We start from the raw sequence: 26,410 nt of genomic DNA, 5'->3' as shown, positions 1-26,410 counted from the left end.
TTGTTATTAGTTATGTTTTTATTATAAACCTTTTTCTTTTAAAATACTTCGATTTCAACTTTTTGTAACAAAATTGATTTTTCTAACATTTTGTTCATGAAAATGGCATATTTTTCACAAATTATACAAAACTTCACCATATGTACTATTACCATATGAGTTATATTATTTAATAGAATAAAGGGGATGATATACTATGACGACTTGGTTTATTGTTATGTTAGTTGTATTTGGGGCATTTAAAATTATCGTTTCTAGTCTTCCTAACTCTGTTATTGAATCCATCATTAGCAAGTACGAAACACATCCACAACTTGAAGAAGAGAATGCGACTGTTACAATCAATGGAAATAACTTAGAAGGCGAACAGAAATCCAAAATTATTCATGATTTTAACGAAGGATTATTTTTGGATCGCTATTATGCACCACCATACAATGAGGGCACACCTTTAATTATCAATGCAAAACGTGGTAAAAAAGATTTTGTCTTTTACATTTATAGTCATGAAGAACATGTTGATGTTGTAAAGCAATATAAAAAGAAGGTAGTTGCTTATAGTTTACGCTCTAAAAACCTTCAAAATAATGCTATGTTCGTGTCAGCTGACTTAGCTTAATACTCGTATATAGGAAAAAGGAATCCATAGCATATGGATTCCTTTTTTATTATTTACTGAAAAATAAGCTCTGTCTTCAAACTATCTTTCGGTAACAACCATCCTTTTTGTTCTACACTCTTCATTAATAATTCTCTTTGTTTTGTTGCAATACTTTCCTCACTCGTTTTAAACGACACTTCTATTACAAAATCATCTTCTATATTCCCTGTATTACTTAGTGGCCAAACTTCAATATTCGTTTTTATATTTTCAAACTCCCCTGTATACCGTTTCATTAATACAGGACCGTAAATACGAGAGTTCTTGAGCATTTCTTCTCCCCAATTCGTATACAGCCATTTGTTCATTTTCCCTGGTAACTTTTCTATTAACATGTTTTGAGCGGCTCGTTCGTTTGGTAAATCAAGTACTCCATATCCTTTAGCGCTGTAACTTTTTTTATTTGAAATACTTAACGTTTTCTTCTCAAATCCCCAATCTACTTCTGCCTCATAACTATCAGTTTTACTATCAAATCCATCTTTTTTAGCTACTTCTAGTGCATCTTGAATTACACCATTTTGAATAGGGTATCTTTTTTTATATGTTAGTTCAAAATCTTTACTAAATTCTTTCTTTCGAATTCTCGCAAACCAACCTTCACTACTTAAATTTTTATTCGCTGTATCTAAAAATTGCACTTGTATTCTTTCATAATTTGTACCAGCCTGGAAATATTCTAGTACCTCTTCGTTCATCTCTTTGTTATAACCTAATACTTGTTCTGGCTTTAATAATAATTTCACTTCAAAACTAGGTTTCATCGGACTGGCGGCAAAGCCTTCCTTAACGTTATACAGGAAACAACAAAAGAAAATGCTTGCGAATACAAATACCTTTTTCATATACCGATCCCCTTTACATTTTAAATAACTTCTACACATTCCATTGCAAGTGAATACACATTTTCATACCCTGCCATGCTAAGCTTTTCCTGCAATCGATCCGTATCCTCTTTCAAAGCGTGTACTAACACCGTATGTTCTGGTAATAATGTATTTAACATCTCTTTCACATCTCTTATACTTTGGTGAACTTTATATGGAACTCGTTTCACCCTACATTCTTTACCTACACGTTCTTTCAAAACTTTTTCTGCAAAACTCCCTTTAGCAATATGTCCAGTAAAGATAATAGAATTTCGTTCTTCATGCCGGAGTTCTTCATAATATAACTGGGCCCGTTTCGTTTGCATATTCGCATCACTCATGACAACTATTCCATAACTATTTTGCGTACCGATGTCATGATCCATAACGATTATGTTTCTTTTTAAACTCTCCATAAGCCCTTCAAGTTCTTCATTATTTTTGAGCCAATCTTTATATACGAACATCTCTTGGAATCCATCCAAAATTTCTTGATCTACTATAATGGGAAGTTCCTTATATTTTTCATACAAATACAATACGATATCTTGCGCCCTACCAAGCGGTGGCAATGGTAGTAATGCTATTCCTTTATTTTGAGCAACTCGTTCAATTTCTGCACACAGTTCGTTTACTCGTTCATGTTGCGAAACATCGTCAGTATGATAAGCGGCATCTACGATTGCAACTTTTATCCCCCCACGCAATTTCTCAGGTAAATTAGCTCGTAGTATGTTAGACTCTGCTGAATAGTCGCCAGAATAAAATACATATGTATGACTCATATCCACTAAAAACCAAACAGCCCCTAATACATGCCCACTATATCCCCACTGAAAACGCAATGTAGGAGTAACCTGTATCCATTCATTCGGATTACTAATCTCATCAATACAAACATAGTTTAAATCTTTAACATTTTGGTCGTTATAAGGTACATTCCATCCTTGCGCCAAATTGTAGTTTCTCCATTTTTCATAATAAGCGGGAAGTTGCTCTTTCGTATAACGAGTCGTCCAAATTTTTTTCTTATATCCATACTTCGCTAATAAAGGTAAACCCATTGTATGATCTTCGTGAATATGTGATAAGAATACTGCATCTAAAAATGGTACAACTTCCCTCTCCATTTTTGGATAACTATCCTCATATGACCGATTAATACCACAGTCAAATACTATTTTCGTCTCTTTATTTTTTACGAAGTAGCAGGAACGACCATATTCTCCCGCTCCTCCCCATACTTCTACCCTCATCCTGCTACCCCTTTTCGCTTTTGCTCCATATGTTGCAGAAGTAATAAACATACTGTTGTAAGTCCAACTGAAACGACAGCCATCGCCATCCCAATAGATACTTCTCCTTGCTCAAATTGAGCGAAAATAAATGTTGCTGACGTTTCTACTGATGGAGGTAGTACGAGAAGCGATGCTACTAACTCTCTTATCGAGATTGTAAATGTCATCGCCCATCCAGCCAGAATGCCCGGGATAATAAGGGGTAATATTACCTTTCTAAAAATGTAAATATAATTTCCAGAAAAAATACTTCCAGCCTGTACTAGAGAATCATCAATATGTCCAAGCGATGCTTTTACATACTGCACCGTATAAGGTAAAAAAAGAACGACGTATGTTACGATAACCATGACTGGTGTATTGTAAATCGACAGGGGCATATAGGGTGAATTCCAGAACAAAATAAGCCCTACAACCATCACGATTCCTGGTACCATATTTGGTAACATACCGCACATATCAAGCCATTTTTCAGAGGACTTTTTCCCCTTTCGAATCATAAGCGCCAAAAAGACTCCAATAGTAGCAGCAATAATTGCTGTTATAAGTGAAAATAGAAAACTGTTCCATAAAGCCTCTAATCCTGGAGATCCAATTGTAAACAATGCTTCATAATGGCTCGTTGTAAAGTTGTTTACATGCAAGCCGCCACCTCTTAATTTTGATAATGAAGCAATCAGTATAGAAAAATACGGGATTCCAATTGATACGATTAATAAACCAATTACATAAACCCATGCTACAACCCGTGTAAATATAGACAATGTATACCTTTTAGATTTCACACCTTTTCCACTAACCATTGCATATGAGTACTTTCGATTCAATACATTTTGCATATACCAAATGAGCATACATGCACTAAGTAATAAAGAAGATAATGCTGTTGCGCTACTAAAATCAATTGGCCAACTTGAAATAAATTTATGAATCTCTGATGTTAACACATGAAATCCTATTCTACGTCCGAATGTAGCCGGTGTTCCAAATTCAGCAATCGTCTTTACGAAAATAAGTAAAGCACCCATTACATAACTTGATACTAATAACGGCAATATGATTTTTCGTAAACGATAGAAAAATCTTCCACCATGAACTGCTGCCGCTTCTTCTTTACTACTTCCGATTTGAAGTAAAGTATTCTTCAACATGAAGTAAAGGAATGGGAATAAATGCAGACTCATTATTAAAACCATACCTCCTAAACTAAAAAACGAAGATGAAATCGTCTTTAGCATCGGAAAAAACTGCTCGAAATAGCCGTTCGGCTGCATGAACAAAATCCAGCCCATCGATCCAATATACGGTGGAGTCATAAATGGAATCATAAAAATAATATCCAATTTACTATACTTTCCAACATCTGTTTTACTCATAATAAACGCTAGTGGAAATGCAAATATGGTCGCTCCTATTACTACGAGTACACCTAAAAGCATCGAGTTTAGAAAAATCCCAGCTAATCCACCACTCTGCATCACTTCAAAAGACTTTAAAAAATTCCAACTACTATTTTCATATACACTAGAAAATAAAATGAGGAAAAGCGGAATGACGATTAACATCGCCACAAGTAACAACGCTACCGTCATTCCAACTTGTCTTACTGACATGAATCGATTTACCATGTAATCACCATCTTATTGAAATACTTTCTTAAATTGTTTTCCTATTTCATCTTGTTCTTTCTCAACTGTTTTCCAATCAATATTTAATACCGGAATTTCTTCTACATTCGGTCTATTTTCAGCTTTTATATCTGTTCTACCTGGCAATAAATACGCTTTAGCAACTTGTTTTTGCACATCATCTGATAATAAATAATCAATAAACTCTTTTGCACCTTCTACATTTTTACTATCCTTCATAATTCCTGCTACTCGTGGGCTAATAACTGTTCCGCTTTTTGGATAAACAATATCAACCGGTTCACCTTTTGCTTTTGAACTGTACGTCATATAATCAACACCAGCAATGACCATGTCTTTCGCACCTGTTACTACTGGATCTAACGCTTCTTGATTTGCCCCCGCTACTGTAACTTCATTTTTCTTAAGCTGTTCAAATAAATTCCATCCATCTTTTCCACTCTTTTTCACATATCCTGTTACAAAGTCTAAAGCTGAACCTGAAAGTGCTGGATCTGGAAGATTCACTTTTCCTTTCCATTCCGCTTTCGTTATATCACTCCAATCTTCAGGCGCTGTCTTCACATTTTTTGTGTTATACACAATTCCTAACGCTGAAGCACTATATCCGAAATAATGTCCTTTATCGTCCGACCATTCAGAACGAAGCTTATCAGCTTGTTTCGCTTCTTTATAAGCTAACGTTTGCCCATCCTTTTTTAATCCTTCCATCGCTGGTAATGATGCAAGTACTACTACATCAACGACTGGATTTTTCTTTTCAGCTTCCATTCGTGCTAAAATCTTACCTGTTGTTCCTTGAAACATTTCTACTTTTATACCTGTTTTCTTTTCAAAGTCCTTTTGAATCTTTTCTGCTAATCCTTTCGGTCCTGCACTATATACAACAATTTTCTTTTCATTCGTAGCTTTACTCTTTGCATCTGCATTGCCTGTCTTTGAACTACACCCTGTTACTACAGCCGAAAATAATAAAGTACATACAAATAAAGACTTAAGCGAACTGAATTTCTTCATACGATTCTCCCCCTATATGATGAATACATTTTTTGGGCACATATAACGATACTGGTTTACCGATGCTTAATTTACTATCGTGATAAGCTGTCCATATTCCAAGTGCCCCCATGTTTACTTTCATTTCATACCGTTCTCCTACATATGTAACGTGCTGAATTTCACCTGTATACATTTCACTCACTTCATTTTTCGTCCAGCTTACATGTTCTGGACGAACCATTTGTTTCCCCTCTACAAGCCAATTTGCTTTGCCAACAAATTTTGCAACAAATTCATGAGATGGCTTCACATAAATGTCTTCTGGTGTTCCTTTTTGTAATACTTCTCCTTGTTTCATGACAATAATTTGGTCTGACATTGACATCGCTTCTGTTTGATCGTGGGTGACATACAATGCCGTTAATCCGATCGAATGAACGATATCCATAAGCTCTAATCGCATTTCTTCTCGCAAAATTGCATCGAGTGCACTCAGCGGTTCATCAAACAAAATAAAATGCGGTTTTGTTACAATCGCTCTTGCAAATGCGACACGTTGCTGCTGTCCACCAGAGAGTTCATGTGGATATCTTTTCTCCATCCCTTGCAGGCGAACTCTCTTTATTGCATCTTCTACTTTTTCCCGTAATTGATTCGTTTGCTTTGTAGCCCTTAAACCAAATGCAACATTTTCAAATACAGTCATATGCGGCCATAAAGCAAAGTCTTGAAATACCATCCCGATATTACGTTCATGAGGAGATGTTTTTATTTTTTTGGTTGAAGAATACATGCACGTATCTCCAAAATAGATTTCACCTTGATCTGGCTCTTCAAGTCCTGCAATCATTCTAAGTAAAGTCGTTTTTCCGCATCCAGAAGGTCCTAACAGTGTGGTGAATTCACCTTGTTTCATGACAATTTGTAACGGTTTTAACGCCTGCGTTTTTCCAAACGTCTTTTCTAATCCATGAATTTTAATATCCATCGTTTCACCTCTCTCCCCTCACTCTTAACCTGCTTTCATTCTATCTGGAAGATTTATACTGAATGTTAATGTACTGTAAAGATTAAATTAAAAAACTTCTAATAAACTATTTATTTCTATAGATTTTTTCTATAGTTAAAATAAAAAAGGCGGCAACTCATAATGAATCTCTTAAAATTAGAAATTGTAGTGCTTATTAAGAAATATAAAAAACTTACGATTGTTGCAGAAAAACTTGGTGTTAAACAACCTACTATTACATTCCATATAAAAAGCTTAGAAGAGGAACTCGGTGTGCCTTTATTTGAATTACGTTCTGGAAGATATTTCTTAACAGAGGCTGGTGAGGCATTGCATCATTATGCTTGTAAAATAGATGCACTTATGAAAGAAGCTAGGCGGGTCACGCAAGAGTTTAAAGATTTTCATAAAGGTGCTATAACAATTGGCGCTAGTTATGTACCAGCAACTTATCTTTTACCAGAAATTATTCACCAATTTCAATGCGAATTCCCAAATATAAAAATAACAATCATGGTAAAAACAGCTCCTGAAATTCGAACGATGCTACAAAATCATGAAATTGATCTCGGGGTAATTTCCGCGGCACCGTTTGATGAATCACTTTTACAAGAAACAAAAATAATACCTGATACACTTGTTCTTGCTTTTTCAAAAGAACATCATTTTTCAAAAAAAGAAAATGTATCATTACAAGATATCGAAAAAGAACGTATACTATTGCATCGTAATCCATCTACAACGAGAGATTTACTTACGCAATGGATGTTAGAACATAACATTACGTTCCAATCTGAAATTGAGTTAGATTCATTAGAAACGATGAAACAAATTTTAAAATATGGGAATGGAGTTGCTTTTATTTCTAAACTCGCTATTGAACAAGAAGTAAACCGAAATGAACTATGCTACATACCCATCCCTGGATTTGAATTTCAACGTAACATTTATACGATTCATCATGAGGACAGATGGAATTCTAAAATTATTTCTTTTTTACTACATAACATCACTTCTTATGCAGCAAAAAATTAAAAGGCTGTCGTTATACACGACAGCCTTTTAAACTATAACTCTATTTATTTTTCTTCGCTTCAATTTTTGCTTGTGCTTCTTCAGCCTTATCTAATGCTTCTGAAACTTTTTTCTCTTTTTCTTTCACGTCATCTATACTATCGACAGCTTTAATGAGTTTATCGATTCCTTCTTCTTCTACTTTTCTCCGCTTTGCTACTCTTTCATTCACTTTCTCTTCTACATCTTTTGCTTTTTGAAGCATATTCTCTGCATTTGATGTTACAGCTGTTTCAAGTGCATCGTCTTTTTTCATTTGCAACACTTCATTTGCAATGTCTTTCGCTTCTAAATACTTACCATCTTTTAATGCAGTTGCTCCGTGATCCATTTTCTCGGCCATTTCTTTATATGATTTCGCTTCATTTCCTGATTTTTCTTTTTCCGCTTTATCAAACCACATCGTTGCATCACTATATTTTTCATCTTTCAATGATTGCATACCTGTATCAATATACGTGTCATAATTACTACATCCAGCCATTACGACTACCAGAAAAAGCATAACAAAACTTAATTTTTTCATGATGTTTTCTCCTTTTCTTTGCCTGCTCACTTTACTGTAACACACATGAAAAAGAGTTTCAAAAACTAAAATACTAATTCGGTCATTTTTATTATGATAAGTCAAATTTTTATTATTTTCTTATTTTTAAGCGGACACATCCACTTGCTTTTTCGCCATATGTTGCTTTACCCCAACTAATACAACTAACAATAAACCTCCGCCTAATGTCATCATAACAATGCTAGTAGGCAACATATCTAATAATAATCCATATACAATCATACCGAGTGGTGCGATTGCAGTAGCAATTGTTTCAAGTAGGCCAAACACACGCCCTAAATAGCTCGGATCTGTCGTTTTTTGCATATGTACTTGCATCGGAATATTTACAATCATAATTGAAATACCCGTTAACATCATAAAAGCAATATAGTAAATAAAACTTGCCACTTTTGGAATCGTAACTAACAATGGGAAGACTGTACATAAACTTAAACCTGCAAACAAAAACAGTCCCGTATAAATAGAACGAAACGGATTATTCACTTCTTTACGCACTGATAAAGCAATCGCACCCATTAGCATCCCGACCGCTAACATTCCCTCTACAGTACCGAGTTGCTTTGAAGATAGATGCAATGTATGGACGATAATATATGGAAGTGCTACAGTTAGCCCACACGCAAAAAAGTTTACCCAAAGCGCTATTTTCATTAAACCATATATTTCATGCTGCCGTTTTACATATGAAAACCCTTCTTTTATACTCGTCAAGAAACGCTCTTTACTCTCAGCCACTTCTTTTTTGTATAAATCAAATACGATAAATAATTGCACAATCACTGCTAAAAAGAATGTAATGCTATTTAACAAAAAGAACGATTTAATGGAAATGAAACCAAATACAACTCCGCCAATAATCGGCCCTAATATATTTGATAAAGAAGCTGCTGTTTGATTTAAAGCACTCGCTTTTTGAATACGCCCCTCATCTACTAAATTAGGAATAGACGAAGTTAATGCAACAGAATAAAAACTGGCACAAATTGATAATAATGCTGCTGAAACATAAATAAAAAGAAGTGATGGTCCAAATATAGTAGCAAGAATAAACATAATAAGCATCGTTAAGCTACTTAATAAATCAGTGCCAATGACAAGCCATTTTCGATTCACACGGTCAGCTACAGCACCCGCAATCGGACCACAGATCATCCTTGGAAGTGATCCGCAAACGAGCGTAGTTGCAAAACCCATTCCTGAACCAGTTGTCTTTAAAACGTATAATCCCATGGCAAATGTATAAATTCCTGCCCCTAATAAAGACGTCATCTTTCCAATCATCATTAAAATAATATTTCTCGTTGCAATCTTCATTCTTGTATCATGTTGTCCTATACTTACATCTCCCATAATGACTCTCTCCCCTTGAAAGTTAAATTGTGTTAAACTTATTATATAATCGACTTTCCAATTTTTACAACAAAAAGTTAAATTGTATTTAACTTTTAACGATAAAGGAGCAATAATATGGCAACTCTCGGTGAAAAAATTAAAGCGCTACGTAAAGAAAAAAAACTTACACAAACAGAGCTGGCAGGTTCGGAACTTACAAAAAGTATGCTTAGTCAAATTGAAAATGGAAAAGCTACACCTTCCATGAAAACATTACAATATATCGCTGAAAAACTAGAATGTGAAGCGAGTTTTTTATTAGAAGATGATGATGGAGAAACTGTAGAACTCATTACAAAAATGGAGCAACTCATAAAGGAAAACAAATGTGATGAAGTGTATGAGTCCCTACTACCTATCGTTCAAAAAGAGCTCCCTTCTACTTTAAATACGGCTCATATATACAAACAATTCGTAACTGCCGCAGTGATTATAAAAGATTACAACATTGAATCTTACGTAGAAAAAGCTGTTTCTATTTTTGAAAAATATAAGTTATACCGCGACAGTACGGAAACAAAATTAAAATTATCTTTTGCAATATTCACACGTAAAAAGTATGCAGAATGTTTACAACTTATATCTAATATTAGAAATGATTATGAAGAGAAACATTTAGAAATGGATCTTATTATACATATTGATTTATGTTTATATGAAGCCATCATATTACTAGCATGTGGCGATTATGAAAAATGTGAAGAAACGATATTAGAGACACTCGCATTTTCAAAAAAACATCAAGTGTATTATAAAACAGATGTATTTTACCGGATTTTATCTTATCAAAAAGCCATTACAGTTGATAAAGAACAATATTTATATTACATAAAAAAATCTGAGCAATTTGCCATTTTTACAGAAGACACTCTATCCATTGCGATGATCGATATTTTAAAAGCTTACTACTACAACACGATTATTAATGAATATACAATAGCATTAAAACATGTAGAACAATTTCGAGAAAAACTAAAAGATCAGCCCATTTTTCAAGACGACGGATTGTATTATCTTGAAAAAGGAAAAGCTTTATACGGATTAAAACGTTACGAAGAAGCTTTACAAGCATTGCAACGTGCTATTATACCAGATTATATGAACCATCCGCTTGATCAATCGTGGCTTACAACAGCAGGTGCATATCGTGCACTTTGTTACGTCAAACTAAATGATAAAAAAAGAGCTCTTGAAGAAGCAACAAAAGCAAATGAAATGATACAATCGTATCCAGATTCTATTTTCTCTGCATTTATTAAAGAAACATTACAAATAATACAAAAACTTTAAGAATGTCTCGAAATGGTATATTATTCCTCTTTTTTAGCAAAGATAATAATGATGGGAGGAATATAAATGAATATTCAACGTGCAAAAGAGCTTTCTGTATCATCAGAACAAGCGAATGTCAGTTTTCAAGGCATGCCTGTTACCATTCAACACGTCGATGAAAACAACGAAACCGCCCGCATATATGAAGTAAAAAATCCAGGACGCGAATTAACTGTTCCAGTTAATAGCTTAGAGGAAATATAAAAAATGCCACTTCATTTTTGAAGTGGCATTTTTCTTACTTTCATATAAATTCTCTATACCTCTTGTTTTACAACAACTTAAAAAATAAGAATCTTCTACTTCTTTTCTTTTTTTAACCTGCTAAAATACAAACTATGAATGAATTATTCGCACTATATATTAAGGAGGAAAGATAATGAAATTTGATTTAGAAAAAAACAAGCATTATTATGCAGTTATATTCACTTCTCATTTATCAAATGATACGACAGATTATAGTAGCGTTGCAGACAAAATGGAGGAACTTGCAAAACAGCAACCTGGATTTTTAGGTGTAGAAAGTGCACGTGATCATGCGGGACTCGGAATTACCATTTCTTATTGGGAATCACTTGAAGCAATTGACAATTGGAAACAAAACGCCTTACATAAAGAAGCGAAAAAAAGAGGCCGTGAGCAATGGTATGAAAACTTCCACCTACGCATTTGCCGTGTTGAGAAAGAATTCAAGTTTCATAGAGGTACATTGTAACGGTGAAGAAACAATTAGCTCTCGTTGCTGTTCATGAAATATATGGTGTGAACGACCATATGCATCACGTTACCCAACACTTCACTTCATCTCATATCGATGTATTCTGTCCGAATCTTCTACAATCGCAGCATGCATTTCATTACAGTGATGAAGAAATAGCATATCATTTTTTTATGAATCATATTGGATTTGATGATGGAAAAAAGCAAATTGAAGAATTTATTACTCGTCTTTCTAGTCGTTACACACATATTGGACTTATCGGCTTTAGTGTTGGTGCTACCATCTCATGGCTATGCAGTAACAATCCGAAAATAGATTTTATTATCGGATGTTATAGTTCCCGTATACGTGACTATATTCATATGAAACCAACATGTGCTACCCTACTTATTTTCCCTGAAAAAGAAGCTAGTTTTTCAGTATCCACTTTAATTCAAACATTGCAGGAACAAAATAATCCTTTACTAGAAATACAAAAACTACACGGTGAACATGGATTTCTGAATCCGTACACTGAAAAATATAACGAGAACTCTACAAAACAGGCATACAATATAATAGATTCATTCCTTGCAAGAATAATCTTATAAAGTGAAACTTTAATCAGTGGTGGTTTTCTTCATCCCCCACTGATTATTAGCCCTCACCAATCGGACTTTTATGGGCAGTTGATCCCCCGCCTAACTTCTTTACTTTCGCTGAATTTGGAGGTGGGGGTCTTACTGCCCATTAAAGTGGGATAAAGGGGCTCTAAATGACACTTACCTTACTCTTACTTCTTTTCATATTCATTGCCTTTTTCGCAGCGCTAACTATCATTTTTATAACCGTAAAAAAAGGGGAGTTTTTTAAACGCCCCCACTTACAATCTATTATCGTTTGCATTTTATTTTTTACAAATTTGATCTTATATGTAACAACTTTTTATACGTTACTCCCGGAGAAAGTTAGCGAGTTCATATTCTTATCCATTTGGTTTTTCCTTTGTATTTTAGGTTCTATCGTTTTCTGGCGCGAATGGAGAAATAATCGTGTATTCTCAATATGTATCGGTTTTCTTTCTTTTATTAGTTTTCTATTTGGGTTATTGTTGTTAGTTCTTTCGGGGATGTAATAGAAAAGGAAGAAAAGCCAACTTTCAGCTTTTCTTCCTTCTATGTTTACCTTTAGTTTTCACTGTCACTGATTCACAAGGTGTGTAATATATTTGAGGTGTCGCCCTATCAACAAACATCATAAACGTAATAAAGCCGATAACAAAGAAAATAAACAACGTTAACAAAATTGCTCCTATCGTTAAAAGTACCATAACACCACCCCTATATCGTTCATGTTATTACACTTTTCGCTATTATATGAGCGTAATCCTTTTTAGAAAAAGAAACGTAACAAAATAATCACAATCACTCCCGTTAATACTGTACCTAATAAACTACGAGTATATATTGCAACAAGAAATGTCGGGATTGCTGCGATAAGGTAATCCCACTGCATCGTCTCATGCATAAATAAAACTTGGGCTAAAAGTGCTGCTAATATCGCAATTGGTATGTAATTTAACCATTTTAAACCCCAGTCTGGAATTTGAAGTTTGCTAAATACGAGTAGAGGTAAAATACGTGGCACGAGTGTGACAGCTCCTGCCGCTAGTAAAAGTAATAGTACTTCCAATCTCATTTCCATTTTTCAATCACAACTCCAATCGTCGCAGCTAGTAACGTTGCGATAATAACCGCTATACTATCTGGCATAAATAAGTGTGAAACGTATGCGATTATAATCGCTACAATTGCAACAGTAAGATGAATTGCTAGTTTTGGTTTACTACTTATGAGCTGAAGGACAAATAATCCGATAAACATTGCTGGTAATGCATAATCCATCCCGTACGTATGCGGATCCGGTATCCACTCACCAAATAACCCACCAATAATGGTAGCAAGAATCCAATTTAAATATGCTGTTACATTTAACCCCATCATCCATCTGTCGCCTACATATCCTTTTTGCGCTGCGTGTTGCACTGCAACGCCGAACGTTTCATCTGTAATTTGAGAACCGATCATTACGTTTTTTAATAGAGGAAGTTTCGTAAAGTATGGTGCAAGGGCCGCACTCATTAGAAGGTGGCGTAAATTAACAAAAAAGACGGTGAAAATGATTGCTGAAGCAGGAGCACCCGCTGCATACATACCAGCTAATATAAATTGAGCAGAACCTGCATAAATTAAAGTGGACATAAACGCAATTTCAATGATAGAGAAACCTGCTGTTTTTGCAATTACACCAGCTGCTATACCGATGCTCAAATAACCAAATACAGTCGGTAAACAATCTTTTACTCCTTGCTGAAATGTATCATCGCTCTGCAAAGCTACATGTGCCTGAGCTTTACCCATCCATATCATCCTCCATTCCTTTCATCATTCGTTTTCCTGTTACGACATGAACTAAATCAATATTTTCACGCCATAACGTATCTAGCTTATCAGCTCCAAATTCCTTTGTGATTTCTTCAATCATAATATCGTGCCGCACATACTCTGTAGCAACGAGAACTAGTGCTGGATCATATGTTGTAACGGCCCATGAAGTGCTATCATTTGAGAAGTTCGCAATTAATACTTCCTCTCCATCCCGAGCAATAACAGTTAAATGACCACCCATTCTCTTTTCAACAACGTGGGGCCTCATATAATTATGGTGAAACGTCGCACCTATTTTTGTATGGGGAGCGCCAAATAAGATTGAAAATATATGTACGCCTTCCTCTTCTTTTTGATGAATATATGGTTCAATTTCATGCACTTGATCTTCCCATACAGAAATCCATAACTCTTCCTTCGCCCTATTAATTATATTGCATATTTCTTTTACAACACGATCATTTGAGCGAATATGCGAAATTACATCTATTTTTCGCTCTTGTTCTAAACCATTTAATTTCTGGTCTAAAAATTCAAAGGACTTTTCAAAATCTTTTCGCATTCGATTCATTAACTCCGTAGCTGGTACTGGTACATATTTCACTGGTTCAGTAGGAACGATATGCACTGCTCCTTTATCCATTAATTTACCAAGTACTTCATAAATCATCGAACGAGGTACCCCTGTTTGCTTACTCACTTCATATCCTGTTACTGGGGAATGTTTTAGTAGTCCAATATACGCTTTACATTCATACTGGGAAAAACCTAACTTTTGTAATTCCTTTATAATCTCATCCATCGGTAACCCCTCACATTATATATAACTCTCATCTCAAAACGATACATATACATTAGTAGTTATTGGTATACCTACTAATATAAAAAAACAGACCCACAAAGTCAATTGATAATTCTGAAATTTAACCCAAAAATAAAAAGCCTTCTAATTAAAAGGCTTTTTCTACATACTATTCCACTTATTTTAGCTGCAGCGTATTTAATAGATTCTCCTCCAAATACTCCCGTAAAGTAGAACCTGCATACTCTTTCCTAAATACACCGGCCTTCACGAATAAAGGAATAACTTCACTAAAGAATAGATCTAGTGACTTTGGAGGTCCTCCTGGGATAGCAATAAATCCATCTAACGCTCCCGCCTCAAACCTATCCATAATTTGTTTCGCAACGTCTTGCGCTGTACCAACCGCAACCCAATGAGCCGAACCAACAACTTCTGGTCGTTCTAGTATTTGTTCAACAGTTGGTTCATTTTTAATAATGTAGTTCCGTAATAATTCTGCGTGTGTTTTACTGCGAACAGTTTGATCCCGACTTGGTAGCATCTCTTCCGTAATCTTACTTTCTAGCGGAATCCCTCTCGCATCTAGCCCGAGAACCATTTCGAGTAACGAGTATCTCTTCTCTTTTGTGAGATGTTGATGTGCTTGCCTATGCATTTCTAACGCTTCTTCATATGTATCATCGATAAAGAAATATAGTCCAGGCAATACGCGTATATCATCTTGGTTACGGCCATGCTGTTCTGCTCTTCTTCTTAAATCTTGACGCAGTTCCATTCCGGACTCTACATCTGGCGTTGCAGCAAAAATTGCATCTGCAACAGAAGCAGCAAAATCCCGCCCTGATTCTGAAGCACCAGCTTGAAATAATGGCATTTCCCCTGCAATATGCTGCGGAATATTAAGTGGACCTTTCACCTTAAAGTATTCGCCATTATGCTCAATAGGTTTTACCATCTCTCTAATAACATCCGGATTATCTACTTTCAAAACTTCATTGGGATGACTTCCCCAAAGTTTTCTTACTAACGCTGTACATTCTGCCGCTTTCGCGTATCGTTCCTCAGATGATGGCATTCCTTTCTCGCCAAAGTTTTCAGCACCATCAATGGAAGTAACAATATTCCACCCTACTCGCCCATTACTAATCCAGTGTAAAGATTGTAATTGCCTCGCTAATATATATGGTGGATAAAACGACGTTGAAGCAGTCGTAACGACTCCAATTTTTTCTGTTGCATACGCAATAGCAGTAAACAGTAAAGTCGGATCTAAAATGACATTCCCTTTATTACGAGCAATTAAATCCGGATGCGCCACTAAATAATCCGCTTTAAAAACAAAATCTAACTTCGATTTTTCTGCCTGTTTTGCTAACTCTACTTGCTCGTTAATTCCTGAATCAAATATACTATCTTCTTCTTTCTTTCTAGAAATTAAACATAATCCAATGCAAAGTTGTTTTTTTATAGACATACACACCATCCCCTTATTTTTAATTTACCTAGTTAAGCAATGTTGCTGTCATTATGAAATTCCATTCTTATGAAAAAAGATAAAATGATATTGATAATCATTATCATTTTATGGTGTAACCGAAATAAAAGCAATAATAAAAAAAGACTTCCGCTATGGGAAGTCAGTCTCTTATCTCAATATTTCATTCGCTTCTTTTTCATAAATTTTATCAAATGAAGTCATAACGCGTTGTGATGCTGAAATCATTTTTTGATCTGTCATAAGATCAGCCATCTCTTTCGTCAAATCTACATTTGAATTTTCTAGCATATGATTTTTCACTGCCCCTGTTCCGTTCGGTAAATCAGCAATGTTTCCTTCTGCTAGTGTAAAACTTTTGTTCTCTCTTTGCATTAGACGTGCATTTGCTTCTGCATCTACTGTTTTTGTTTGCAACTGTGCTATTACTATTCTCTTAATATCTGGGTTTTGTAAAGTTCCATCATTAACTTCTCTATAAATTTCTCCATTATTAGATACGAAGAAATTAACATTTTCCGGAATTTTAATACGTTCATTATTTACATCCATAACATAAGCACCAGATGATGTTTGCAGATCACGATCACTATTTACTGTAAAACTACCATCTCTCGTTAAAAACGTTTCATCGTTTTTAGATGTCACGAAAAATGATGATGTGCCGGCCGCACCGTCATCTAAAAAGAAGTCTGTAGCACTATTTGTCATTTGTATATTTCCTTGTACTAAGTTCACATGCGTTGCAGCTGGTACAACTGCATAATCAACTTTACCAATATTCGTGTTCATGCCATCACCACGGCGATATGTGTCTTGTACATCAAATACTTTAGAAGTCATATTTTCTGCTTTAAATCCTGTCGTTTGAGCATTTGCAACGTTATTCGAATGAACATTAATACGCTGCATGTAATTCATCATACCCATAGAACCTATATAAAGACCGTTCATACTTATTTGAATAAGGCGGTTGCCTTATCCTTCACCTCTTTTCTAGGATGTTTGCAACATTTGTTTCGCTAAATGTTCAGCTGTAGCGATATGTATATGTTGCTTCACGTCTTGTCCATCTGTCATTAATACAATTGGAGCCGATGATACTGCTGGAATTTTCAACAATTCACCACTACTAGCTGTTTCATCAAATTTCGTAAATACGATACCATCAATATGAATATCTTTAAAATTCGTAATGATTTCAATCATGTCTTTACTTTTCATCGATGCTGATAACGTTAAACAAATATAATCTGGCTCTACTTGTCCCATCGTTTCAATCATTTCTTCCACTGTTTCAGACGCACGATAATTTTTTCCAGCTGTATCAATTAAAATATAATCGACGCACGCTTCTTCTTTAAAATACGTTAGCGCCCTTGTCATTGCAGCTTCATCACGTACAGCGATTACTTCAAATCCCATTGTTTTTACGTAATCTTGCAGTTGCTGCACTGTTCCAATGCGTGAATGGTCTGTCGTAATAAAACCAACCGTTTTTTTCTTACCGTGAAACTGCCATGCCATTTTCGCAAGTGTCGTCGTTTTTCCAACTCCAGTTGGACCGATTAATGCAATTGTTTGTACTTCTTTTTCAAATACGTTTTCTGTGTTGAAATGAGATCTCATATCTTCTAATATATATCCGATCACTTCTTCTTCTGTAATCATCGTCGCATTCTCAAACTTCACTTTTAACTTTTCAGCATATGCATGAATGAAGTATTGTTCTACATCGTTTTGCTCTAGCATGCGAATTACTTTTTGAATAATAAACGGTACAGATTCTTGCTTTTCTTTTTTTACAACCACTTCTTCTTTCTTGACAGGAACGACTTTTTTCACAGTTTTTTTCTTTTTCGTTACTTTCGTTTCTTCCGTCTGTTTCACAACGACGATACCTTTTTCAAACATCTTTAATAGTTTCTCTTTCTTTCTTGTCCATTCTTCACTATTTCCTGTTTGCATCGCCGCATATGACATAGAAGTCGTCACGTTTTCTAAATTGTGCAGTACCGATTGAATTCCGTTCGCCTTCACAATTTGTTCTGAAGGATCGTTCACAACATCCATTAATTGTTCATGAAATTGAGCTGTACCTTCGTTCACGTCTTCTTGTTTATCCTCTGGAAAAGCAACTAACATTTCATAATTCTTTTTCCAAAAAAACGGGATATTTCGTTTTACACTTTCATCGACAACGTAATAATAATCTGTACCATATTGGTCAAATAACTTTCGATACAATTCATTTTTCGAAGCTGCTTTTATTCGCATTAACGCTTCTTTCTTTTCTGTATTTTCCATTACTTCACCCCCTACTATTCAATGTAAGCAATTTGATCTACAACAATTTCTGGAGCTAATTCACTAATACAAAGTACTTGCGCTTCTATTTGATAACGCTCTAGCAGTCTTACAATCGCAAACCTGAAATCTTTTCTACGCGTTAATAATACTGGTTCTCTTCCCATTAAGCGGGCTTGTTTAAATACGCGTTGTACTTGCTCAACGACTCGCGATTCTAAATCTAAATCCCAGTTTAATAAATAACCTTGATAAGAATTGTTCACAACGTCCGCATCTAACTCGATTGAATCTGAGAAGAGCGCCGCGTATATTTTACCGTCAGGATTTTTCGCATTTTCACAAATAACTTTTGAAATACATTCACGGACGAATGACGTTACACCGTCAACGTGGTTTTGATAAATTTCTTTTCCATCAATAATACCTTCAATAATGGTTGGTAAATCACGAATAGAAATGCCTTCTTTTAAAAGTTGTTTAATAACATTTTGAACGAGTGATAAGTCGATTTCTTTCTTCTTAATCTCTTCTAATAAAACACCGTTATCATTTTCAAGTGAGTTAATTAAGTCTTTTACATGTTGACGCTGAATTAACTCATGAAGATTACGTCTAACGATAACATCTAAATGCGTAATTAATATGCTAAGTGGCTCTAATACTTGATAGCCTTTCATCTGCGCATCTTGTACCATATGCTCTAAAATCCAATATCCATCTTCACCGAAAATCGGATCTTTCGCTGGTTCTGCATCTAAATCGGCCATTACATTCGGTGTTTTCAGTGCTAATAAGTACCCTGATTTTAAAACACCTTCAGCTGCCTTCGCACCTTTAATACGAATAATGTAACGTCCGCGTGGTCTAAAACTCGTATTATCTTTAAAGTTAATGCCAGGAACGTTAATACCAAGATCGGTAATAATCGACTTCCTCATTAGAACAACTTTATCACGAGCAGTTTCCCCATTAATTTTCTGCTTTACAAGTGCTGCTAAATCTAAACCGAGTTCTACTATAATTGGATATTTATCTGTAAATACTCCGAATGAATCTTCCACTTGTTGCAGTTGCTCATCTTCGCCTTGAATCATTTCTATTTCTTTTTGAAGCTCGTCTTCTTTTTCTTTCTTTATTCGGTTTTTATTGCGAACTCCTAAGAATATAATTGTTCCACCAACGAGTGCGAATGGTAGAAATGGTAGCGGAGTAAAAATACCCATTGCTATAAATAAACCACCAAGCGCATATACAACAACTTCATGCGCTAATAACTCTTTAAAGATACCTTCCGTTACTGTATCCGGTGAACCGTCAAATACACGCGTTACGATAATACCCGTTGAAATCGCAAGCATTAATGAACCAATTTGGTTTACGATTCCATCACCGACAGTTAACTGTGTATAGTGAATAGCCGCATCTGCAAAGCTCATTCCTTGCTGCATCATGCCGACAATTAAACCGAAAATAATGTTTACGAATAAAATGACAATCCCGAAAATAACGTCCCCTTTAATGAACTTCCCGGCACCATCCATCGCCCCGTAAAACTCTGTTTCCATATTTAACTTTTTTCGTTTTGCCTGTGCATCTTTTTCAGTAATAATACGCTGGTTTAAATCTGCATCGATTGACATTTGTTTCCCGGGTAAAGAATCAAGTGTAAAACGAGCCGCAACTTCAGCTGTACGAGACGCACCGTTTGCAACGATAAACTGGAATATGATTAATACTATAAAAATAACGATACCAATTAATAAGTTCCCGCCAATTACGAACTGACCGAACTCTTCAATAACATGCCCCGCATTTCCGTCTGTCAAAATCGCTCGCGTCGTCGATACGTTAATCGATACGCGGAAAATCCCGATTAATAACAACATCGTTGGAAATGACTTTAATTCATCCCACTCGTTAATACTTGTTGCTCGCATATAAATAAGCACTGACATACTTAGTAGAAAAACGATAACGATATCAAGTATAAATGGTGGCAGTGGAATTAAGAGCGCCACTACGAATGACGCTGCTAGAAAGATAGAAAAATAGGTTCTTGCAGAATCTATCTTAAACACAAGAGATCTCCTCCAACCGCGCTATTATACTTCAAGCTCATTCGTTTGAATTAAATAGCGCATAACTTCAATTACAGCTACGTATAAATCTTCTGGAATCGTCTCATCTTCCTCGACTTGATAATATAAAGAACGAGCAAGCGGACGGTTTTCCACCATTGGTATTTCTTGTTCGCGGGCAAGCGTTCGTATATATAATGCGAGCTCATCTTCCCCTTTTGCAACGACAATTGGCGCCGCATCAACCTGTTTATTGTACCGAAGTACGACCGAAATATGAGTCGGGTTGTTTACAATAAACGTTGCACCATCCATTTTCTTCGCAATTGTCCCTTGCAAGATGGCATGCATAAAGTTTTTTCGTTTCCCCTTTACTTGCGGGTCCCCTTCATTATCTTTATGCTCTCGTTTTACTTCTTCTTTTTTCATCTTAATATCTTGTTCGTATTCCCACTTTTGATATATAAAATCAATAATAGAAAGAACGATTAATATAATTAAAATAGCTAAAAAGATAAATTTAATTTGCCTAATAATTTCAGTAAGTGACGCAGTCCAGTTAAATCCAATCATACTCACGATCTTCTCTAAATTCTTTTTAAACAGAATGTAAGCGACGTAACCGATTAATCCCATATAAAATAGTGATTTCAAAATATCTACTAAACTTTTACGACTAAACAATCTCGTAAAATAGTTTTTCGGATTAATACGTGAAGCTTTCGGCTTAATGACTTTAGAAGAAAATAAGAAACCGACTTGAATCATATAATTAAATAAATGAAAAGCGTATACGAGTATTAATATCGGTGCTGATACTTTTAGTAATAAAATACCCATTAAATAAAAATACTCGGTTGAATCTGTATTTTTTCCAATTTGATCAAACAACACCGCTACAGAGTTTGCAATCTCAAACCCTAACCAATCTCCGAAAAAGTAAACGACAACTGCCAATACAAGTATGGAAAATAAATTATTTAAATCTTTACTCCGGGCAATATTCCCTTCTTCACGCGATTTCTTACGCTTCTGCGGGGTGGCCTTTTCTGTTTTATTATCCTTTGCCATGCGCGTCCCCCTACTTCGTTAAGAAAAAGTTAAATAGTTTTGTATATTCCTCAAGCAATACGTCCGTCATATTTTTAAACACATAACCAAGCATCGGTACACTCATCGCAATAAACAAAATACCACATGTAATTTTAATGACGTACGCATTCATAAAAACGTTTAATTGCGGAGCGTTTTTTGCGATTAAAATTAAAACAAAGTTAATGATGAACAAACTTCCCATAAGCGGAAGAGCAATTTCAACCGCTGATGTAATCGCAAATAATAACGTTGCGAGTAGACTATCTAGAAAACTAGTCGTCAGCAATTTTGAAATCGCCTCTGTATATTGAAACGACTTTAAAATCGTGGCAACGAAATAATTAATGCCGCCAAGTGAAATAAAAATAATGAGAAAAAATATATCAAAAATGGTTGAAAGTAAAGTAGACTGTGAACCTGCATTTACATCAAACAAACTTGCCTGTGATAAACCGATATCAAAGTCTAAAATATGCCCAGCCATTTTTGGAATATTCCACAGCATTTCTACAATTTTTGAAAGCGATAATCCAATTACAATTTGCGTACCTGCATAAGCTGCTACGTCCCAAGTTGTCTTTATGTGAGAGACATCAACTTGATCGGCAACTGTAATCGAAAGAGCAAGTCCTACTGTAACCTTCGCCATCGCTGGAATGGATCGACCTGAGAAAAACGGTAAAAAATATAAAAATGAAGTAATGCGGCAAAACGCCAAAAACGTCGCCGCCCATAATTCCATATTCATTTCAGTTCACCTATCTTAGTACGAACGCAATAGCGATGGGATTTTATCAAATAAATCTAAAATAAGTGTCGTTAACTCTTGAAACATCCACGGACCTAAAATGATAATAACGAGTACAATACTCGCCATTTTCGGTAAAAACGTCAGCGTTTGCTCTTGAATTTGCATCATCGCCATAATGACAGCGATAATAATAACGACAATCATACTTACACCGGCAACCGGCATTAAAATCATAACCCCTTTATAAAAAAAGGTTTGAAAAATATCTATAATTGGTGACGTATTCATTTATATGACTCCTATCACATAGCATCAAACGCTTCAGGCGACCGTTTTAAACATTATGTCGACGATTTTTGTATATCCACCTAAATATACGAAAACGAGTATTTTAAATGGTAGACTTAAAATCATCGGCGGTACCATCATCATCCCGAGGTACATTAAAAGTGTACTAATAATCAAATCTATAAATACAAACGCTAAATAAATGAACATCCCCGTTAACAATCCTTTTTGAATTTGCGTTAACGTAAAAGATGGCACGAGCGTAAATAAAGAAAGATCTTTCAAATCTTTCGGTAACTCTTCTCCGCGCACTTTCAGCATCATCTTTAAATCATGCTTATACGTATGTTTTGACATATACTCTTTCATAATTGGAGCTGTCGTCTCCGCAGCTTGACTTACAGTTATTTTCTCTTTCGTCATCGGATCCCACACATCGCTCTTCAGCTGCCCAAGTACAGGCTGCATCGTAAAGAGTGATAAAAATAAGGCAAGTCCAACGAGTACTTGGTTCGGTGGTAAATTCATTACCCCAAGTCCTTGACGTGTAATCCCAAGAACGATCATAAAATAAGTAAAATGTGTAAATAATAGAACGATAGAAGAAGATAATGATAAAAGGGTAACGAGCGCAAATAACTGTACACTTGAATTACTCGTAAACTCTTTTCCATTTTCGAAATTAATAAAACCGTTTTGGGCCGCATACGCTGGATTTACAAAAATAATTGAAAAAACGATAGAAAATACGAAAATAACGGCTAATAATGATAACTGTTTCTTTATTCTCATGATGGATCCTCTACTTTTTTCGTTTCACTCTTCACCGCATCTTCTAGCGCTTGTTGAAACTGATTTCCTGTTCCTGTTAATTGCACAGATTGTACACCGTTATTACTAATAACAGTGAACACTTGCTTGCCGTCTACTTCAAATAAAAAAGCGCTCGTTTGATGATTTAAATACACGCCGTCTTTCACTTGAATATGGCCATTTTCACCTTGTTTAAAAAACTGCTGCTTGCGCGTCTTTTTCGTCATATAATATGCACCGTAGCCGAGCGCACCAAACAGTAAAACGACTTGAAATAAGGTCGTCATATACGACATATGACTCCTCCTCTACTCTTTATCTAGCATTTGACTTTGCGCTTTCATAAGCGCAGCTTGCTTCTTGTCAGCTTCAATTTCAGAAATGATAATACCGAACTTCTCGTCCATTACGATTGCTTCACCTATGCCGACTTTCATATTACTTAAATACACATCTACTTTATGCCCTAAGTTTTTCTCTACTTCAAGAACATCGCCCACTTTTAACTCTTTCACATCACCGAGCGTAATAGATGATTTCCCAAGCTTTACACCAAGTTCAATCGAAATATCCGAAACAGTATCAATATGTGCTTTACCCGCTTCATTTCGCTTTCCTGCAAATTCTTCTAATCCCATTAATGACACAGGAGATACTTCATGCTTCATATGGATCCTCCTACTCTACAAAACTTTTAAATAGGAGCGCCTTACGCGTTCCATCTTTTCCAATAAAACAATTAAATTTATGCTTTCCATCTACAAAACCAAGCAATTCATCCGAAACTTTCGTATGAAGCGGAATAATATCGCCTTCTTCAATTTGTTCAATGTCACCCATTGTCATCTTCTGCTCACCAATCGCAACATGAACAGGTTTAAACACTTGATTTACTTTCACTTCCACTTCAGACGTATACTTTTTACGCTTATCCGAAGAATGTTCGACAATATTTTCAGACGTTAACTTATCCATAATTTCTTCAACAGATAAGAACGGAATACCGATACGCACCGTCGTATTCCAAAAATCCGTTTTCATATTTACGTTCAGTAATGAAATGATATCGCTCGCTGTCGTAATCTTTAATGCATTCGGATCCGTCTCAGTCGTCACAAATTTCGGTTTAATTGCCACAACACTTTCAAACGATTGCTCTAAATTTTTACATAGAAGTGCAAAAATATTATCAAGCGTTAAAAACTCAAATGCAGTTAACGGTCTACGCATCGTAAAATTACGTTTACTATCTCCGCCAAGCCAACACTCATGAATATAAATAACAAATGCTAAATCAATCTCAATAACAATTTCTCCAAGCTCTGGAAGTCCGAGGTCAATGACGCAATATAAATAATAATCTTTCGGCATTTTCTCCACATACTCACTCGTAAACGGAACTTGCTCCACTGTCGAAGGATCTAACTCAATCGGAATACGCATACGTGCAGATAACGTCTGTGATGTCTGTTTACCAAACGTAGAAGCAATCGCTTGCAAACTACGTAAATGTTCAACACCGAACTTCTCCGGTCTATTAAAATCATACTCTTGAAATTTATCTTGCTTCCCTGCTTCTTGTGCGAAAGCTGGCATTTCCTCGCCTTCATTTACCGCCTTCAGCAGGGCATCAATTTGCTCTTGGCTTAATTTATCGCCACTCATGAAAATCCCCTTCCCTACCTTTTCAATTCAACGATTTCAACGTACATCTTTCCATTTTTCGTCAAAATCTTTCCGGTTCCAATCTCTTCATTCTCAAGCATAAGACGCACCGTATTTTTCGTTGAATTTTCAAGACGATACAATGTACCTTTTGTAATATGAAGCAGATCTTCAATTTTCTTTTTCGTATTTCCGATTTCAAAATAAATTGTTAACGGAATATCATCTTGTAATTTCAAATCTAGCCAACTCCCATATCATGTTCACGAAAATTTCATGTTCTCTATTTATATAAATGAAATTTCTTATTTCGAAACGTCGATATTTAATATTTTTTTAATATATCCTTGCGTTTCTTTAAATGGAGGTACGCCTCCGTACTTTCTCACATTACCAGGACCAGCATTATAAGAAGCAAGCGCTAATACTAAATCACCGTTATTTTTCTTTAAATAACCGCTTAACTCTTTCACGCCACCTTCAATACTTTCAGCTGGTGAAAATGGATTTTTTATCCCCATCTCTTTCACATTCGCCGGCATAAGCTGCATAAGCCCCATCGCCCCTGCATGCGACACCGTTTTCGGATTGAAATTAGACTCTACTTCAATCATTTTTTGAATTAACGTTTTCGGAATTCCGTATGAACGGCTCACGCGATCAATAATATCCTCATACTTCCCTTCATTTGAAGAATGTATTTTTTGAATATTATACTTCTTCGTTAATCCCCACGTATCAACAGCCTCATTTTTCGTTTCCGGGAAACGTCGTTCAAACTCTTTTTGTGCAACTTGTACTTCATCAACTTTCTTCGTTTCTGGCTTCTCTTCCGACTTACTTACTTCCTCTACTTTACTAGAATCACCTTTATTAACAAGAGTTTCTATTTTCGTAGATTGTACCGGCTGACTCATATCCTCTACTTTTTCCGGCTGTGTAGTAGCCTTCGTTTCCTTCATAGGCTCGCTTTGCAACTTCTCTTGAAACCTACTACTAACAAACGCCTGCGGACTACTTAACTTTTGCTGAAACTGTCCTTTTTTATATGCAAGTACTTCTTTTACTATATTTCCAACTACCATAATATCACCTTTTCGGTAAACAAA

General features: G+C 35.5%; 32 protein-coding genes. 7 read left to right on the top strand and 25 right to left on the bottom strand.

Features of this window, described 5'->3' with window-relative positions:
• Window positions 1-38: 38 nt before the first annotated feature.
• Window positions 39-155 (bottom strand): multidrug transporter MatE, encoded by a 117-nt coding sequence (locus tag PDL00_RS15510; protein ID WP_080685354.1) that lies wholly within the window; start codon window positions 153-155, stop codon window positions 39-41.
• A 41-nt stretch (window positions 156-196) separates the two neighbouring features.
• Between PDL00_RS15510 and PDL00_RS15505 the strand changes: the two genes are divergently transcribed.
• Complete coding sequence (locus PDL00_RS15505) at window positions 197-619, top strand: YfmQ family protein (RefSeq protein WP_061680579.1); 423 nt, start codon at window positions 197-199, stop codon at window positions 617-619.
• 53 nt (window positions 620-672) lie between these two features.
• On the opposite strand, the gene PDL00_RS15500 is transcribed toward PDL00_RS15505, so the two are convergent.
• From PDL00_RS15500 to PDL00_RS15480, 5 genes are read right to left on the bottom strand one after another with little or no spacing between them, the layout of a single operon-like run.
• Entirely contained in the window at window positions 673-1,506 is an 834-nt protein-coding gene (locus PDL00_RS15500; RefSeq protein WP_270729927.1) for a hypothetical protein, read from the bottom strand.
• Between the two features lie 20 nt (window positions 1,507-1,526).
• Window positions 1,527-2,837 (bottom strand): MBL fold metallo-hydrolase, encoded by a 1,311-nt coding sequence (locus PDL00_RS15495; RefSeq protein WP_270729925.1) that lies wholly within the window; start codon window positions 2,835-2,837, stop codon window positions 1,527-1,529.
• Window positions 2,783-4,456: an ABC transporter permease gene (locus tag PDL00_RS15490; RefSeq protein ID WP_270729923.1), complete on the bottom strand. Its 1,674-nt coding sequence runs from the start codon at window positions 4,454-4,456 to the stop codon at window positions 2,783-2,785. Before PDL00_RS15490 ends, PDL00_RS15495 begins: the two co-directional genes overlap by 55 nt.
• A 12-nt stretch (window positions 4,457-4,468) precedes the next feature.
• Window positions 4,469-5,494 carry an ABC transporter substrate-binding protein gene (locus PDL00_RS15485; RefSeq protein ID WP_270729920.1) on the bottom strand — a complete coding sequence of 342 codons (1,026 nt, stop codon included), beginning with the start codon at window positions 5,492-5,494 and terminating at the stop codon, window positions 4,469-4,471.
• Window positions 5,472-6,464, bottom strand: coding sequence for an ABC transporter ATP-binding protein (locus tag PDL00_RS15480; protein ID WP_270729918.1), 993 nt, complete (start codon window positions 6,462-6,464; stop codon window positions 5,472-5,474). The genes PDL00_RS15485 and PDL00_RS15480 overlap by 23 nt, the downstream gene beginning before the upstream one ends.
• A 162-nt stretch (window positions 6,465-6,626) precedes the next feature.
• Between PDL00_RS15480 and PDL00_RS15475 the strand changes: the two genes are divergently transcribed.
• The gene (locus PDL00_RS15475; RefSeq protein ID WP_242250833.1) at window positions 6,627-7,520 is read left to right on the top strand and encodes a LysR family transcriptional regulator; all 894 of its coding nucleotides are present in this window, start codon (window positions 6,627-6,629) and stop codon (window positions 7,518-7,520) included.
• Between the two features lie 40 nt (window positions 7,521-7,560).
• Here PDL00_RS15475 and PDL00_RS15470 read toward each other — a convergent pair whose 3' ends face one another.
• Window positions 7,561-8,085: a hypothetical protein gene (locus PDL00_RS15470; RefSeq protein ID WP_242250832.1), complete on the bottom strand. Its 525-nt coding sequence runs from the start codon at window positions 8,083-8,085 to the stop codon at window positions 7,561-7,563.
• 126 nt (window positions 8,086-8,211) lie between these two features.
• Complete coding sequence (locus PDL00_RS15465; protein ID WP_270729915.1) at window positions 8,212-9,480, bottom strand: MFS transporter; 1,269 nt, start codon at window positions 9,478-9,480, stop codon at window positions 8,212-8,214.
• Window positions 9,481-9,597: 117 nt separating this feature from the next.
• Between PDL00_RS15465 and PDL00_RS15460 the strand changes: the two genes are divergently transcribed.
• The 5 genes from PDL00_RS15460 to PDL00_RS15440 all read left to right on the top strand — a co-directional run bounded on the left by PDL00_RS15460 (window position 9,598) and on the right by PDL00_RS15440 (window position 12,689).
• Window positions 9,598-10,812, top strand: a complete 1,215-nt coding sequence (locus PDL00_RS15460; RefSeq protein ID WP_242250830.1) for a helix-turn-helix domain-containing protein — start codon at window positions 9,598-9,600, stop codon at window positions 10,810-10,812.
• A 66-nt stretch (window positions 10,813-10,878) separates the two neighbouring features.
• Window positions 10,879-11,058 carry an H-type small acid-soluble spore protein gene (locus tag PDL00_RS15455; RefSeq protein WP_016088502.1) on the top strand — a complete coding sequence of 60 codons (180 nt, stop codon included), beginning with the start codon at window positions 10,879-10,881 and terminating at the stop codon, window positions 11,056-11,058.
• 175 nt (window positions 11,059-11,233) lie between these two features.
• On the top strand, window positions 11,234-11,569 hold the full coding sequence (locus PDL00_RS15450) for an antibiotic biosynthesis monooxygenase family protein (protein ID WP_242250829.1): 336 nt from the start codon (window positions 11,234-11,236) through the stop codon (window positions 11,567-11,569).
• 2 nt (window positions 11,570-11,571) lie between these two features.
• Entirely contained in the window at window positions 11,572-12,165 is a 594-nt protein-coding gene (locus PDL00_RS15445) for a dienelactone hydrolase family protein (protein WP_270729913.1), read from the top strand.
• Window positions 12,166-12,329: 164 nt separating this feature from the next.
• On the top strand, window positions 12,330-12,689 hold the full coding sequence (locus tag PDL00_RS15440; RefSeq protein WP_270729911.1) for a hypothetical protein: 360 nt from the start codon (window positions 12,330-12,332) through the stop codon (window positions 12,687-12,689).
• Between the two features lie 24 nt (window positions 12,690-12,713).
• Here PDL00_RS15440 and PDL00_RS15435 read toward each other — a convergent pair whose 3' ends face one another.
• The 17 genes from PDL00_RS15435 to PDL00_RS15355 form a co-directional block, all read right to left on the bottom strand.
• The gene (locus PDL00_RS15435; RefSeq protein WP_242250826.1) at window positions 12,714-12,884 is read right to left on the bottom strand and encodes a DUF3951 domain-containing protein; all 171 of its coding nucleotides are present in this window, start codon (window positions 12,882-12,884) and stop codon (window positions 12,714-12,716) included.
• Between the two features lie 62 nt (window positions 12,885-12,946).
• Window positions 12,947-13,258 carry an AzlD domain-containing protein gene (locus PDL00_RS15430; RefSeq protein WP_149178305.1) on the bottom strand — a complete coding sequence of 104 codons (312 nt, stop codon included), beginning with the start codon at window positions 13,256-13,258 and terminating at the stop codon, window positions 12,947-12,949.
• Window positions 13,249-13,974 (bottom strand): AzlC family ABC transporter permease, encoded by a 726-nt coding sequence (locus tag PDL00_RS15425; protein ID WP_270729906.1) that lies wholly within the window; start codon window positions 13,972-13,974, stop codon window positions 13,249-13,251. The genes PDL00_RS15430 and PDL00_RS15425 overlap by 10 nt, the downstream gene beginning before the upstream one ends.
• The gene (locus PDL00_RS15420; RefSeq protein WP_270729904.1) at window positions 13,967-14,803 is read right to left on the bottom strand and encodes a TrmB family transcriptional regulator; all 837 of its coding nucleotides are present in this window, start codon (window positions 14,801-14,803) and stop codon (window positions 13,967-13,969) included. The genes PDL00_RS15425 and PDL00_RS15420 overlap by 8 nt, the downstream gene beginning before the upstream one ends.
• Before the next feature lie 178 nt (window positions 14,804-14,981).
• A complete protein-coding gene (locus tag PDL00_RS15415) occupies window positions 14,982-16,280 on the bottom strand; it encodes an NtaA/DmoA family FMN-dependent monooxygenase (RefSeq protein ID WP_270729901.1) in 1,299 nt (432 codons plus the stop codon).
• Between the two features lie 171 nt (window positions 16,281-16,451).
• Window positions 16,452-17,255 (bottom strand): flagellar hook-basal body complex protein, encoded by an 804-nt coding sequence (locus PDL00_RS15410; RefSeq protein ID WP_270729898.1) that lies wholly within the window; start codon window positions 17,253-17,255, stop codon window positions 16,452-16,454.
• 42 nt (window positions 17,256-17,297) lie between these two features.
• A complete protein-coding gene (gene flhF, locus PDL00_RS15405) occupies window positions 17,298-18,608 on the bottom strand; it encodes a flagellar biosynthesis protein FlhF (RefSeq protein ID WP_270729895.1) in 1,311 nt (436 codons plus the stop codon).
• Window positions 18,609-18,622: 14 nt separating this feature from the next.
• On the bottom strand, window positions 18,623-20,689 hold the full coding sequence (flhA, locus tag PDL00_RS15400) for a flagellar biosynthesis protein FlhA (protein WP_242250821.1): 2,067 nt from the start codon (window positions 20,687-20,689) through the stop codon (window positions 18,623-18,625).
• A 24-nt stretch (window positions 20,690-20,713) separates the two neighbouring features.
• The gene (gene flhB / locus PDL00_RS15395; RefSeq protein WP_270729893.1) at window positions 20,714-21,760 is read right to left on the bottom strand and encodes a flagellar type III secretion system protein FlhB; all 1,047 of its coding nucleotides are present in this window, start codon (window positions 21,758-21,760) and stop codon (window positions 20,714-20,716) included.
• Window positions 21,761-21,770: 10 nt separating this feature from the next.
• Entirely contained in the window at window positions 21,771-22,532 is a 762-nt protein-coding gene (locus tag PDL00_RS15390; protein ID WP_270729890.1) for a flagellar biosynthetic protein FliR, read from the bottom strand.
• Window positions 22,533-22,547: 15 nt separating this feature from the next.
• Window positions 22,548-22,823, bottom strand: a complete 276-nt coding sequence (locus tag PDL00_RS15385; RefSeq protein WP_001098085.1) for a flagellar biosynthetic protein FliQ — start codon at window positions 22,821-22,823, stop codon at window positions 22,548-22,550.
• 33 nt (window positions 22,824-22,856) lie between these two features.
• Window positions 22,857-23,615 carry a flagellar type III secretion system pore protein FliP gene (locus tag PDL00_RS15380; protein ID WP_001220586.1) on the bottom strand — a complete coding sequence of 253 codons (759 nt, stop codon included), beginning with the start codon at window positions 23,613-23,615 and terminating at the stop codon, window positions 22,857-22,859.
• The gene (locus PDL00_RS15375) at window positions 23,612-23,932 is read right to left on the bottom strand and encodes a hypothetical protein (RefSeq protein WP_000121176.1); all 321 of its coding nucleotides are present in this window, start codon (window positions 23,930-23,932) and stop codon (window positions 23,612-23,614) included. Before PDL00_RS15375 ends, PDL00_RS15380 begins: the two co-directional genes overlap by 4 nt.
• A gap of 12 nt (window positions 23,933-23,944) precedes the next feature.
• Window positions 23,945-24,304: a flagellar motor switch protein FliN gene (fliN, locus tag PDL00_RS15370; protein WP_000680019.1), complete on the bottom strand. Its 360-nt coding sequence runs from the start codon at window positions 24,302-24,304 to the stop codon at window positions 23,945-23,947.
• 10 nt (window positions 24,305-24,314) lie between these two features.
• On the bottom strand, window positions 24,315-25,301 hold the full coding sequence (gene fliM / locus PDL00_RS15365) for a flagellar motor switch protein FliM (RefSeq protein ID WP_063263673.1): 987 nt from the start codon (window positions 25,299-25,301) through the stop codon (window positions 24,315-24,317).
• A 14-nt stretch (window positions 25,302-25,315) separates the two neighbouring features.
• Entirely contained in the window at window positions 25,316-25,540 is a 225-nt protein-coding gene (locus PDL00_RS15360; RefSeq protein WP_000775712.1) for a flagellar motor switch protein FliN, read from the bottom strand.
• A gap of 66 nt (window positions 25,541-25,606) precedes the next feature.
• Complete coding sequence (locus PDL00_RS15355; protein ID WP_270729887.1) at window positions 25,607-26,386, bottom strand: lytic transglycosylase domain-containing protein; 780 nt, start codon at window positions 26,384-26,386, stop codon at window positions 25,607-25,609.
• Window positions 26,387-26,410: the final 24 nt, after the last annotated feature.

This window comes from Bacillus cereus group sp. TH152-1LC (assembly GCF_027710505.1).
GTDB lineage: Bacteria > Bacillota > Bacilli > Bacillales > Bacillaceae_G > Bacillus_A > Bacillus_A mobilis.
Note: the sequence above shows the minus strand (reverse complement) of the source record. Positions and strands in the feature narration are given on the sequence as shown.